The sequence below is a fragment of the Dyadobacter sediminis genome (assembly GCF_005860765.1).
GTDB classification, from domain to species: domain Bacteria; phylum Bacteroidota; class Bacteroidia; order Cytophagales; family Spirosomataceae; genus Dyadobacter; species Dyadobacter sediminis.
The window spans coordinates 64,619-78,080 of record NZ_VCEI01000032.1; the positions used below are offsets into that span (position 1 = coordinate 64,619).

The following is a 13,462-nucleotide window of genomic DNA, read 5'->3' on the forward strand; positions in this document are numbered from 1 at the left end:
AGAAACAGCAAACAGGCCATGATTTTCATATGATCTCTAATTTAAAATAACCCAATTTGTTCTTGGCAAAATTAAAAGAGTTGTATTTCAGGAAACTACCTTGCAGAATATGCCTGATCATCAGAATATCGTAAAAAGCATTTAGATTTGTTTTTAGCTAACTATTTTGACAATGATCTGGGAAAAACTGCTTTCTGCAAAACGTTGGGGAAGTGAAGATAAATACAATGCCGATCCGGCCGAGGCGCGTTCCGAGTTCCAGAGGGATTACGACCGGCTTATTTTTTCCTCGCCGTTCCGCAGGCTTCAGAACAAAACACAGGTTTTTCCGCTGCCCGGAAGCATTTTCGTTCACAACCGGCTTACGCACAGTCTGGAAGTCGCCAGCGTGGGAAAGTCGCTCGGACGAATATTTTACAACAAGCTAAGAGCGGACAATCCGAACATTGACGAAAAACTTCCGCTGATCAGTGAAATCGGAAACATCATTTCGGCGGCATGTCTGGCGCATGACCTTGGCAATCCGGCTTTCGGGCATTCCGGAGAAGCGGCGATTTCACATTATTTTACCAACGGCCCCGGACTTGCGTATAAAAGCAAAGTCAGCGAAGCACAATGGGCTGATCTTGCGAACTTTGAAGGAAACGCCAATGCATTCCGCATTCTGACGCATCCGTATGCCGGAAAAGGGTACGGCAGCTTTGCGCTTACTTATTCTACATTGGCTGCCATTGCCAAGTATCCGTGCGAGTCCATTGCAGGGCATGACAAAACGCGTATTTACACCAAAAAATACGGCTTCTTTCAGTCTGAAATAGCCGGCTTTCAAAAAATAGCATCCGAACTGGGCCTGAATAAAGTAAGCGATTCGCCGCTGGTTTACAAGCGCCATCCACTCGTTTATCTTGTGGAAGCAGCCGACGATATCTGTTACAGCATCATTGACCTGGAAGATGCGCACCGGCTTAAAATCCTGTCGTATCAGGAAGTGGAAAGTCTGCTGCTCAGGCTTTGCAACGATCCGAAAATGGAATCGCGGCTGGCTGAAATTGAGGATGACGATGCCCGGATAAGCTTTCTGCGTGCCAAATCCATCAGTACGCTTATCGGTTCCTGCTCCGAACTCTTCTACAATGAACAGGAAGCCATTCTGGAAGGCCATTTCAACTACGGACTGCTGGAAATGATCCGTGAACCTTACCGTTCGGTCATGCAGGAAATCACGAAGATTTCCATTAACAAAATCTACAATTACTCTTCCGTCGTGCAGATTGAAGTGGCCGGTTACAAAGTTATGGGCGGACTGCTGGAAGAATTCATTCCTGCCTACATTCATAACAATTCACACTACACCAGAAAGCTCGTTGAACTGATTCCCAAGCAGTTTATTACGTCCAGAACGGATGAATTTTCGAAAATCCAGACTGTTCTGGATTTTGTTTCCGGCATGACGGACCTGTATGCCGTTGAGCTGTTCAGGAAGATCAAAGGCATTTCATTTCCGGCTATCGGATAAATTACACCTATTACAAATCATTTATTACATCACGTAAAATTAATTCGCTTAAATAAAACTTTTATGTAAATTTAGAGTCGGTAATTTTTATATCAATTCTTTATACACATGCACATAGAACAGTTTGTTTATACCCCTGACATCACTGCTGTTTCGTTCTCATTTGATCCCCATCTGCTGTTTGTTTTCGGAAGCCGCGCATTGCTGACCAATGCGGATATTACTGGCCAACTCGCTGCAAAATACCCGAATGCCGTTTTCTCGGGCTGCTCTACGGCCGGAGAAATTGTCAATGAATCGGTCAGGGACAATACAGTGATCGTTACGGGAATTCTGTTTAAAAACACGACGGTTAAAAGTTCAAAAATAAAGTTGGAAGACATTGGTTACAGCAGCATTGAAGCCGGAAAACAGCTTGTAATGCAACTTCCTTCCGACGGGCTGAAACACGTTTTTGTAGTTTCGGACGGCCTGAAAGTAAATGGTACCGACCTCGTAAAAGGCATGAGGGAATTCCTGGCGCCTGACGTCATGCTGACCGGTGGTCTGGCCGGTGACGGGTCCAATTTTGCGAAAACGGTTGTTGTGGAGCCGGACGGCACCGTAGCAAGCGAAAGTGTGGCGGCAATCGGCTTTTACGGCGAAACGCTGTCCATCGGATTCGGTTCAAAAGGCGGCTGGGACAGTTTCGGGCTCGACCGGCTTGTAACAAAATCAAAGGAAAATGTACTGTATGAAATTGACGGACAGCCTGCGCTGGACCTCTACAAATCGTTTCTCGGCGAAAAAGCCAGAGACCTTCCCGCTTCGGGACTGCTGTTCCCGCTGAGCATGCGCGACAATGAAGAAAGGGCGCCCGTTGTAAGAACAATCCTGGGAATCAGCGAAGAAGAGAAAAGCCTGACCTTTGCGGGCGATATTCCGGAAGGCTCTTTTGTAAGGCTCATGAAAGCCAATAACGACCGACTGATCACCGGCGCGGAAGAAGCTGCGTACGCCGCTGCGGACGGGCTTTTCGATCATCCCGAATTTGCACTGCTTGTCAGTTGCGTAGGCCGCAAGCTCGTATTGAAGCAAATGATCGAAGAAGAAGTGGAATGCGTTTCGCATGTACTTGGCAAGCCTGTGATTACCGGTTTTTATTCCTATGGAGAACTCGCTCCGTTTAACCGGCATTCTTCCTGCGAACTGCACAACCAGACCATGACCATTACGACTTTCCGGGAATAACCGATGCAATCAGCTGAAATATCCGAAACCAATTACCACCGGCTGCTGAAACGGCAGATTAGGAAATTTCTTCCTGAAAAGCTGGCCGCTGATCCTGCTCTGCAGGACTTTCTTTTGTCTGTACATCAGGCTTATGCAGAGTTTCAGGACGATCTGGTACGAGTGGAGCATATTCTGGAACAAAGTTCCGGCGAGCTGTTCAAGGCAAACCGGGAACTGAGCAGGATTGCGCAGGAAAAAACCGCGGAGGCCGCCGTATCGAGCAAACGGTTGCAGGACGTGGCCGCCAGCATATCGGAAGTGCTTATCCAGCTTGACAAGCAGGGAAAAATCGTTTATCTGAACCATGCATGGGAAACGATCACGGGTTATTCCGTTGCAGAAAGTCTGAACAAAAAGCTTACGGACTTTCCGGTTGCGCCGGAGTCAAAGGAAAGTATTGAAGAAACATTGAATTCCAGTGAAGCTGCGGTAAAAGGAATTTTTGAGATAACGACTGCGGACGGAAGCAGAAAATGGCTCGGCATTTCACTAAGCCATCACAACTCGTTTGACAACCAGATTATGGGACATATAGGCACCCTTGCTGACATTACGGACAGAATCAATGCCGAAAAAAAACTAAAATCCTACATGCGCGATCTGGAAAGGATCAATGCGGAGCTGGACCAGTTTGCATATGTAGTGAGCCACGACCTCAAAGCGCCGCTGCGTGCCATCAACAATCTTTCCGAATGGATAGAAGAAGACCTTGCCGAAGTGCTCGCCGGCGATACGCGCGACCAGTTCAATCTTTTGCGAGGAAGGGTCCACCGCATGGAGGGCCTTATCAACGGAATTTTGTCGTACTCCAGAGCCGGAAGGATCAAAACGGCAAGCGAACGCTTTTTTGTAAAACCCGTTGTCGATGATCTTTGCGAAACTTTCAGCACAAAAAAACCGATCGAGTTCGTGATGGAAGGAAATCCGGAGCTTGAAATTGTTTCCGAAAAAATTACGCTGACGCAGATTCTCCAGAACCTGATCTCGAACGGCATCAAATACAATGACAAACCGCAAATCCGGATTACAGTCGGATGGACAGAACAGGAATCGGGACTTGAATTTTTTGTAAGCGACAACGGCCCCGGAATCAGTCCCGAATATTTTGAAAAGATCTTTGTCATTTTCCAGACACTGCAATCGAGAGACGAGGTGGAAAGCACCGGAGTAGGGCTGGCCATCGTCAAGAAAATCATTGATGAAAAAGGAGGGGTAATCAAAATAGAATCCACCATGACAAAAGGGACGACTTTCTTTTTTACCTGGCCCAAAAACGAAACAAAGAAAAAAGATACCGCCACATAAACTCATGCCGTACAGATTCTCAACTAAAAAGAAACTTTAAAATGTCCCTTTCAAATCCTTTACCCATGTCCATTCTTCTGGTCGAAGACGATGAAGTAGATGTAATGAATGTAAAACGCGCATTCAAAAAAAACAACATTTCAAACCAGATCATCGTGGCACATAACGGTATTGAGGCCCTGGAAATATTGCGTGCGCCTGCATCTTCTTTACCAAAACCAAAAGTTGCACTGCTCGACCTGAATATGCCGAAAATGGGCGGAATTGAATTCCTTAAGGAAATCAGACAGGATCCGAACCTGCATTCGCTTTCTGTTTTTGTGATGACCACATCCAATGAAGATGCAGACAAGATTGAAGCTTTTAACCTGAACGTTGCAGGCTATATCCTGAAACCATTGTCCATGGACAGGTTTATTGCAGCGGTTTCAACTTTAAACGATTACTGGACACTTTGCGAATTCCCTGAATAATTTACACACACCTTTCTAATTCAATATGACACCACTTACTATCCTGCTGGTTGAAGATGACGAAATTGACGCTCTGGAATTCAAGCGCGCTATTAAAAAAGCGGATGTAGAAGTCGAAGAAATCCGCACCTGCAGATATGCGGAAGATGCTTTGACGACGCTCGACAGCTGGACGCCGCGCTGTATTTTTCTTGACTATCAGCTGCCTAAGACAAACGGCCTGGAATTGCTGAAAAGAATCAAGAAAATTGCCCCTTCCATTCCGGTAATAGTCCTTACCTCGCAAGGCGATGAACGGATTGCCGTAGAAATGATGAAGGCCGGAGCCATCGATTATTTCCCGAAGTCGGAAATCAATGCGGAGAAGTTCACGAAAACTTTCCATACCATGAGCCAGATGCTCGAGGTGGAAAAAGGAAGAGAAGAAGCCCAGCATGAACTGGCGGAAAAAGAGGAATTCATCAGTAAAATAGCCCTTTTGTCGCCCAATATCCTGTATGTGATTGACATTGAAAAATGGACCAATATCTTTCATAACAAACAGATATGGAAAATTCTTGGCTATTCTGAAGATGACCTGATCGTAGATGCCAATAACGGTTTTTCCAAAATCATCAACACACAGGATCAGCGGTTGTTTTACAAGCATTACTACTACATGCGGCGCTGTGTGAAAGATGCGCAGGTTGTGGAAAAAGAATTTCGTTTGAAACACAAGAATGGCTCCGACGTCTGGATCATCACCCGCGAAGTACCTTTCAGGCGCAATAGTGAAGGAACGGTCAAGGAAGTATTCGGAACAGCGATCGATATTACAAGTCGCAAACAGGCAGAACAGGAACTGATCCAGGCCAAGAAAGATGCGGAAGAAGCGACCCGGATCAAGTCGGATTTTCTTTCGACCATGAGCCACGAAATCCGTACGCCTATGAATGCCATTATCGGTTTTACGGATCTGCTGCTTTCAGGAAATCTTTCGGAGCAGGATGGCCAGTATCTGAAAATGATCAAATATTCGGCCGATAACCTGATGGTGATCCTGAACGACATTCTTGATTTTTCAAAAATAGAAGCCGGCAAGTTCAAGCTGGAAAACTTCGAGTTTGACCTGCGCGAAAAACTGGGTTATCTGGTCAAAACCTTTGAAGTAAGCGCAAGAGACAAGGGAATTGCACTGGAATTTCATGTAAATGATGACGTACCGCATATCCTGATGGGCGATGCCTATCGCCTGAACCAGATTCTGATCAATCTGGTAGGGAACGCCTTGAAATTTACGGAAAAAGGATTTGTGCGTATTTCTGTTTTCCTGCATCAGGATCACGGCGATCATCTGGATATCAGAATAGAAGTTTCGGATACGGGCATTGGAATTCCTGAAGACAAGCTGAGCCTTATTTTCGACAGTTTTTCACAGGTACATAACAACAATGCATCCAAATTCTTTGGCGGTACGGGACTTGGCCTGACCATAACCCGCAAGATTACCGAGCTTATGAAAGGCTCCATTTCGGTCAGCAGCAAGCCGGGCGAAGGCGCGACTTTCAGCGTAATCCTGAATTTTGCAAAAGGCGATACTTCCTATAAAGAAGAGAAAACAGACAGCCACGCAGTGCCTTCGCTTAAAGGATACCGCATACTTGCCGCCGAGGACATACTGGCCAATCAGGTTTTACTGAAACATTTGCTGATGAAATGGGAAGCCGATTTTGTGATCTGCAACAATGGCAAGGAAGTGCTTACCGCATTGGAGGAAAGTGACTTTGACCTGATCCTGATGGATATCCAAATGCCGATTATGGACGGGGTTACGGCTATGAAGAAAATCCAGACGCAGTTACAGCAATATGCGCACATACCTGTAATTGCATTTACGGCCGATACTTTCGCGGAAAAAACCCTTGAAATTGCCGCATGCAATTTCAGCGGATTTGTTACCAAACCGTTCAAAGCAGAAGATCTGATCAGGGAAATAAGCCGGCATCTCGTTGTATTAAACTGATTTAAAAAGAACCGGTACCGAATGGACAGCATGATCTTTTCTGTGCCTGCGGACGTATGTTTGGCCAAAAGTGCCGGTTCTTTTTATGAATTACAGTTCAAAAATTGCATTCATTCTTTTACAGCTTGCCATCAGCTCGTTTTTGCTGTTGTTTTCAGGATGTTCTTTCAGGCGGATTTCGGTTTCAAAAAATGTTGTTTATCAGAAAGCAGACAAAACGCATGCTGAACTGTCGCTGAATGTATTTGCACCAAAAAAAACTGAAACGCCGAAGAACGTGCTTGTTTTCTTTCACGGTGGGAACTGGAACTCGGGGCGGAAATCGCAGTATGCTATTTTCGGCAGGCACTGGGCCAAAAAAGATGTCGTTGCCGTCATTGCTGATTATCCGCTTAGTCCCGGGGCAGACTTCTCGGATATGGTTTTGGCCTCAGCCAAAGCTGTGAAATGGGTGAAGGAAAATATCAGTCATTCCGGAGGCAATGCAGAAAGGATATTTGTGTCCGGGCATTCTGCCGGTGGCCATCTTGCCGCACTTATTTCAACGGACGATCGGTATTTCGCAAAGCTGGAAATCAGTAACCCGATTGCCGGAACCATTCTCATCGATGCCGCCGGCCTGGACATGTACGGCTATCTGAAAGAAGAAAAATTTTCATCCAGACATACATATCTGAATACGTTTACTTCCAATCCGGAAAAGTGGAAGGAGGCTTCGCCGATTTTTCATCTGCATCCGGCCATGCCGCCCATGCTGATTTACAGCGGAGGCCGTACGTATTCTTCCATTTCAAAAAGCAATCTGAAATTTGTAACTTCCATCAAGTCCTATGCGCCGGAAACAATTTACCATGTCCAGAATAAGAAGAAACACGTTGCCATGATCCTGCAATTTGTAAATCCGTTGAACAGGCGTTACAAGGAAATCAATGCATTCATGAACTCCGTAAAGAGTAAGCCGGAAATCCTCAGCAAACCGGAAAAATAGTGGTTTCCGTGGTGATGTAAATTTTTCGCCCGTTGATTATATTCACCGGATATCCACCTGTAAAAACGCCGAAACTGGGCAGAATCGCCTGATTTTTATCAATGACAAAGCATGGAAGCCTTACGCTCTGCCTTCCTTTTCCGTAAGAAGTGAAAACGGGATGCACGTGCCCGGCAAATACAAACCGGTCGCTGCGCAGTTCCGTTTTGGGATGATGTGTGAAAATAAACCCGTCTTCTTCGAAATCTTCCATATAAACCTGCATATCGCTTTCCAGAAACAGACTGACGGGCAGAATGTCATGGTTACCGATTACAATGATCATTTCAATGTAATGATGCCCGGCGCGCCATGCGCGGAACGTTTCCCATTCGGAATTGTACTTGCTGTGAAAGAGGTCTCCTAAAAAAATAATCCGGACGGCGCCGGTGTGCTGTACAAGCTGGTTCAGCCTTAAAAAATTATTTTCTGCCGCAATCCCCGGAACGGCAATGCCTTCTTTCCTGAAATGTATGATTTTGCCAAGGTGCAGGTCACCGATCAGTAATGTTTGTGTTTCTTCCCAAAAAACGGCTTTTTGTGATAATAATCTGAAATGGTTGCCTCTTATTTCAATCTGCATTACTGTACTGTTTTAACATTTTCTGGATGCGGTCTTCCAGTTTTTCCGAAGTCAGCTGTTCGCGAAGCCTGTCCACCATAATCGGGAACGAAAAAGGCGTTGGTTTAATGGTTTTCCGGATGATAATTTTTTGCGTTGCAATGCGGTCCAGTGCCTTGCGCATCCGTATTTCTTCCAGCTGATACGTCAGCACTTCCTGAAATGCCTGATTCACAAGCAGGTTATTGTCTTCATACTTGCTCATTACCGTAAAAAGCAAGGAACTTGACGCCTGAATCTGTTTGGTCTTGATATGCTGTCCGGGATAACCCTGAAACATCAGGCCCGCAATGGACGCAATTTCCCGGAATTTCCTTTTAGCCATTTCGGTCGCATTCACGCTATGGTAAATATCATCGACAAGATGATCTGTAGAAAAAAGATTGGTTTCTTTTATAATCGACTTCATATCTACATACTGATCGCTCAGCAGTTCAAAACCGTAGTCGTTCATGGCCAGCGAAAAAGTGATCGGTTTCAGCCGGCTCAGGCGGTATGCCAGCAAAATAGACATGCCTTCATGTACGAGACGGCCTTCAAACGGAAAAATAAAGATATGATATCCTTCTCTTGTTTCGCACTGTTCAATCAGCAATTCGTCCATTTTCGGAATAATGGAACGCTCCTGCTGCAATTCAAGCAAGGGCTTCAGTTTGGCAAGTTCTTTTTCGTGCGTCGGGTTCTCGATGGATGATGCCAGTCTTTCCCGGATAAAAGAAGATAACTGCGATGACAGCGCCATACGGCTCCCGGCCCAGCTTACCAGAAACCCTTTTTTACCTTCCGCCTTTTTCACCGTAACTGTCATTTCATGAATCCGGACAAACTCGACGCTCATTCCGCCAAAGAAAAAAACATCGCCCGGTTTCAGCTTCGTTACAAAAGATTCTTCCACAGCGCCAAGGTATTTTCCATGCTGGAATTTCACCCGGAGCGTGGTATCGGAAACGATAGTTCCCATGCTCAGCACATGCCGCAAAGCAATGCGGCGGCTTTTTACGACATAGCGTCCATCAATCCGCTCCACTTTTTTATACTCGTCATAAACGGTCAGCGAAGGGCTTCCGGTTGTAATGTAACCCAGCAGCCATTCCCATTCCTGACGGTTGATATACTGATAACCATACGCATCGCTTACCTCTTCAAACAGTTGCTGTTCCTCAAAACCTTCGCCTACTGCGAGTGTGATCATCCATTGCGCCAGCACGTCAAATGCATGCACGACCGGCGGCCTGTCTTCCAGCACATTGTTGACAACGCCTTCACGTAGAGACACCGCCTCGATCAGTTCCAGCGCATTGGCCGGACAAAAGTAGATTTTGCTGGTTACGCCCGGCCGGTGGCCGCTCCTTCCCGCACGCTGTACAAAACGTGCAATACTTTTCGGACTGCCCACCTGAATAACCGTATCCACCGGACGAAAATCCACGCCAAGATCCAGACTAGACGTACAGATAACCACTTTCAGCTTTTCATTGTGCAATGCTTCTTCCACCCAGTCACGTATTTCACGGTCCAAAGAAGCATGGTGCAAGGCCATGATGCCTGCAAACTCCGGATACTTTTCAATAATCGTCCGGTACCATATTTCGGATTGTGCGCGGGTATTGGTAAAAATCAGCGTCGTGTTGCTCTGGTTTACAATCTGCACTACTTTATCCGCCAGCCTGATGCCCATGTATCCCGACCATGGAAGTGTCTCCACTTTCTCCGGCAGGATGCTTTCCACCAAAATTTTTTTATCCGTATTTGCCTTGATAATGACCGCATTCTCTTCCTTGAACTTCATTCCAAGCAAAACCTGCATGGCTTCGCTCAGGTTTCCGATGGTTGCGGATATGCCCCACGTTTGCAGTTCGGGATTGATATTACGCAGTCTTGCCAGCGCAAGTTCGGTCTGTACGCCTCTTTTGCTGCCCATCAGTTCATGCCATTCGTCCACAACAACGGTATGCAGGTTTTTGAACACCTCCGAACTGTTCTTCTGTGAAAAAAGCAGATGAAGACTCTCCGGCGTGATGATCAGCGCATCCGGCATCTGTTTCTTCTGCCTCGTTCTTTCCTTCGTGGCCGTATCGCCGGTACGTATGCCCACTTCCCACGACAAATTCATTTCCAGACAGGCCGTTTCCATATTCCGGAGCAGGTCTTTTGAAAGGGCGCGGAGCGGCGTTATCCAAAGCACCTGTAATCCTTTTCGCGTTTTCAGAGGTTTTGGAGGAAGGGAATTGATATGCCGGATCAGGATCGGAATCCATAATGAATACGTTTTTCCGCTGCCGGTCGGCGCGTTGATCAAACCGCTTTTGCCGTTCAGATATGCCGCACTCGCTTCTTTCTGAAAGGCGGCCCACTTCCAGTTCTTTGATTTAAACCATTGCTCTACAATGATATGTCCGCGGGATTTTGCCAAAAGGTTTGAATATAAGTTTTGATTTCTGCCGGATTTATTATTTCATCGGTACGTTTCCAGAATCCCTTTCAGGTTTTCCAGCGTATCCGCTTCTTCTGCTTTTTTGTCTTTTCGCCATCTCAAAATACGCGGAAACCGGACTGCAATCCCCGATTTATGCCTGGACGATTCATTGATTCCTTCAAAACCGATTTCAAAAACGAGTTCCGGCTTTACCGTTCTTACCGGGCCGAATTTTTCAAGTACATTCCGTTTGATAAAATAATCGACCTGACCGATTTCAACGTCCGTAAGTCCGGAATATGCTTTGGCAAAAGGAATCAGTTTTCCGTCATCGCCCCAAACCGCAAAGGTATAATCCGTAAACAGCTCCGCACGCCGGCCCGAGCCTTTCTGCGCATAAATCAGCACGGCATCCACGCTCAGCGGATTGATTTTCCATTTCCACCAGTCGCCTTTTTTCCGCCCGACCTGGTATGTACTGTTTTTTCTTTTGATCATAAATCCTTCTGCCGCATTCTGGCGCGATAACGGATGAAGATCGTGCAGTTCATTCCATTCCTTAAATCCGATCAAGGGCGATAACAGAAAAAACGGCTGGGCGGGCATGCTTTGGTGAAGCAGTTCCAGCTGCGTCCTTCGTTCCTGCTGCGTCAGACTCCGTATATCTTTTCGGTCAATTTCCAGAATGTCATAAGCTATAAATGCAACCGGCGCTTCCTGCAAAGCTTTTTTGGACAGATTTTTTCTGCCGATCCTTGTCTGCAATACGCTGAAAGGCATGGGTCTGTTATCGGTATAGCTCACAATTTCTCCGTCCAGAACGGTTCCTTCAGGCAGAACGGAACTCAGAAAATGCAGTTCCGGAAATTTCTCGGTCGAAAGCTCCTCGCCTCTTGTCCAGATAAACAGTTCACCGTTTCTGAAAATGATCTGCGAACGGATGCCGTCCCATTTCCATTCCGCAAACCAGTCTTCCGGATTTCCCAAGCCGGAAACGTCGCCTTCCACCGGATATGCCAGAAAAAAGGGATATGGCCTCGAAGCATTGTCGTCTTCACCTTTATCCAGAATCAGCGTTTCAAAAGTCGTTTTCAGCGGGTCCCACTGGCCCATTACGCGGTGCGCAATGATATTCGAGTCCGTTTCAGTAGCTTCTGCAAGCGCCCTTACAACCAGTGTCTGCGAAACGCCGATCCGGAAGCTGCCCATCAGCAGTTTATTAAATACAAAGGTTTCATGCTGCGACAACTGCATCCATGCCTGAATAATATGATCGTGTTTTTCAATGTCCGTCATGCCGGGAAGCATGTTCAGATAATGAAACCATTCGGTCAGGGATTTGTCGGAGCCCTGGATCGGGCTTCTTGGCAAAAGCAGCGAGATTGTTTCACCCAGATCGCCCACGCTGTGATAACTTTCCTGAAAAAGCCACATCGGAATGCCGGCTTCTTCCGCAGCCCATTCTTTTACCTGCGTCCGGTTTACTTTGAAAGACGGCCTGCGTCCGGTAAATAAAGTGAGTGCCCAGAGTTTGTCCTCGTCCGAAGCGGTGAGAAAATAGTTTTTCATCAGCTCCACTTTCGCATTGGTTTTGTTGGTACGATCCAGATTCATGAAAAGTTCTGCAAATTGCTTCATGCTTCTGTGTCCCCGATGCGGGCGTTTAAGTTGTTTGTTCCGGAAATGGTTTCCTCGTCTTCTGACTGAGGCACTACGGCTGTCTGGTCCTGAACCGTTTCTTCTTCCTCATTTTCATCTTCATTGCCGTACATGGTGTGTACTTCCCCTGCTTCAATGCCGTTTTCATTCAGCCATCTTGAAAAAATGCTGGTATAGCCGTGTGTGACATAAACTTTCTCAGCGCCTGATTCCCTTACGGCCGTGTTCAGGTCCGGCCAGTCCACATGGTCGCTCAGCACAAAACCCTGATCCACGGCGCGGCGGTTTTTGGCACCGCGTAAAGCCATCCATCCGGAACAGTAACCCAGCGAGTACGGAGCAAATTTCCGGATCCATGCACTGCCGTCCACCGAAGGCGGAGCCAGAATCAGCGATCCGCGGAACAGTTTTTTATCCGTATCCTTGGTCACAAGCGTAAGTTCCGGCAGGTCGAAACCGGCTTCCCGAAGTTGCTCGTTCAGCCTGTAAATGGCTCCGTGAGCGTAAAGGACTTTATCCTGCAATTCTATATTTTTGAGTATCCGCTGCATTTTGCCCAGCGAATAGCCCATGAGTACGCTGGCTTTGTCGTCCCTTTTATTCTGCCGCCACCAGTTATCAATTTCCGTCATAATTTCCTGTTGCGGCCGCCATTTGTAAATAGGCAGCCCGAACGTGGATTCGGTGATGAACACATGGCATTTTACCGGCTCAAAAGGTGTACAAACCAAGTCATCTTCCAGCTTGTAATCGCCGCTTGCGACCCACACTTCGCCTTTATGCTCCACTCGTATCTGCGCCGAGCCAATGATATGGCCGGCAGGATGCAGTGAAAAAGTGACGCCGTTGATCACGAACTTTTCACCGTACTCAACAGTCTGCAATGAAATATCGGCACCCAGCCGGAGACGTAAAACAGGCTCGCTGTCTTTGTGCGCAAGATAATGCCTGCTTCCTCCGCGTGCATGGTCGCTGTGCGCATGTGTGATAATGGCAAGGTCAACTGGAATCCACGGATCAATGTGTACGTCCGCTACGGAGCAGTATATACTTTTTCCTGTAAATTGTAAAAGAGGCTGTGCTGGCATAATCCGGAAAACAATAAAAGTGTGCCAAATAACTAAATGAACAGCTTCGGGTCTTTTGGTAAAATATTAGTGTATTTTTGAG

10 protein-coding genes are annotated in these 13,462 nt (G+C 46.6%); 6 read left to right on the plus strand and 4 right to left on the minus strand.

Going from position 1 to position 13,462, the window contains the following annotated elements:
• The first annotated feature begins 172 nt into the window (after positions 1-172).
• The 6 genes from dgt to FEM55_RS24425 all read left to right on the plus strand — a co-directional run bounded on the left by dgt (position 173) and on the right by FEM55_RS24425 (position 7,556).
• On the plus strand, positions 173-1,516 hold the full coding sequence (gene dgt, locus FEM55_RS24400) for a dGTP triphosphohydrolase (RefSeq protein WP_138284063.1): 1,344 nt from the start codon (positions 173-175) through the stop codon (positions 1,514-1,516).
• A gap of 108 nt (positions 1,517-1,624) precedes the next feature.
• Positions 1,625-2,746 (plus strand): FIST signal transduction protein, encoded by a 1,122-nt coding sequence (locus FEM55_RS24405; protein WP_138284066.1) that lies wholly within the window; start codon positions 1,625-1,627, stop codon positions 2,744-2,746.
• 3 nt (positions 2,747-2,749) lie between these two features.
• Complete coding sequence (locus FEM55_RS24410; RefSeq protein WP_138284069.1) at positions 2,750-4,093, plus strand: sensor histidine kinase; 1,344 nt, start codon at positions 2,750-2,752, stop codon at positions 4,091-4,093.
• A 41-nt stretch (positions 4,094-4,134) separates the two neighbouring features.
• On the plus strand, positions 4,135-4,566 hold the full coding sequence (locus FEM55_RS24415; protein ID WP_138284072.1) for a response regulator: 432 nt from the start codon (positions 4,135-4,137) through the stop codon (positions 4,564-4,566).
• Between the two features lie 25 nt (positions 4,567-4,591).
• On the plus strand, positions 4,592-6,568 hold the full coding sequence (locus FEM55_RS24420) for a response regulator (protein ID WP_138284075.1): 1,977 nt from the start codon (positions 4,592-4,594) through the stop codon (positions 6,566-6,568).
• A gap of 85 nt (positions 6,569-6,653) precedes the next feature.
• A complete protein-coding gene (locus FEM55_RS24425; RefSeq protein ID WP_138284077.1) occupies positions 6,654-7,556 on the plus strand; it encodes an alpha/beta hydrolase in 903 nt (300 codons plus the stop codon).
• Here FEM55_RS24425 and pdeM read toward each other — a convergent pair.
• The 4 genes from pdeM to FEM55_RS24445 are packed head-to-tail and all read right to left on the minus strand — an operon-like array spanning position 7,537 to position 13,380.
• Positions 7,537-8,178, minus strand: a complete 642-nt coding sequence (gene pdeM, locus FEM55_RS24430; protein ID WP_138284080.1) for a ligase-associated DNA damage response endonuclease PdeM — start codon at positions 8,176-8,178, stop codon at positions 7,537-7,539. The genes FEM55_RS24425 and pdeM overlap by 20 nt on opposite strands.
• A complete protein-coding gene (locus FEM55_RS24435; RefSeq protein ID WP_138284085.1) occupies positions 8,168-10,630 on the minus strand; it encodes a ligase-associated DNA damage response DEXH box helicase in 2,463 nt (820 codons plus the stop codon). The genes pdeM and FEM55_RS24435 overlap by 11 nt, the downstream gene beginning before the upstream one ends.
• Before the next feature lie 42 nt (positions 10,631-10,672).
• Positions 10,673-12,271 carry an ATP-dependent DNA ligase gene (locus tag FEM55_RS24440; RefSeq protein WP_138284088.1) on the minus strand — a complete coding sequence of 533 codons (1,599 nt, stop codon included), beginning with the start codon at positions 12,269-12,271 and terminating at the stop codon, positions 10,673-10,675.
• A complete protein-coding gene (locus tag FEM55_RS24445) occupies positions 12,268-13,380 on the minus strand; it encodes a ligase-associated DNA damage response exonuclease (RefSeq protein ID WP_138284091.1) in 1,113 nt (370 codons plus the stop codon). The genes FEM55_RS24440 and FEM55_RS24445 overlap by 4 nt, the downstream gene beginning before the upstream one ends.
• Positions 13,381-13,462 lie beyond the last annotated feature (82 nt).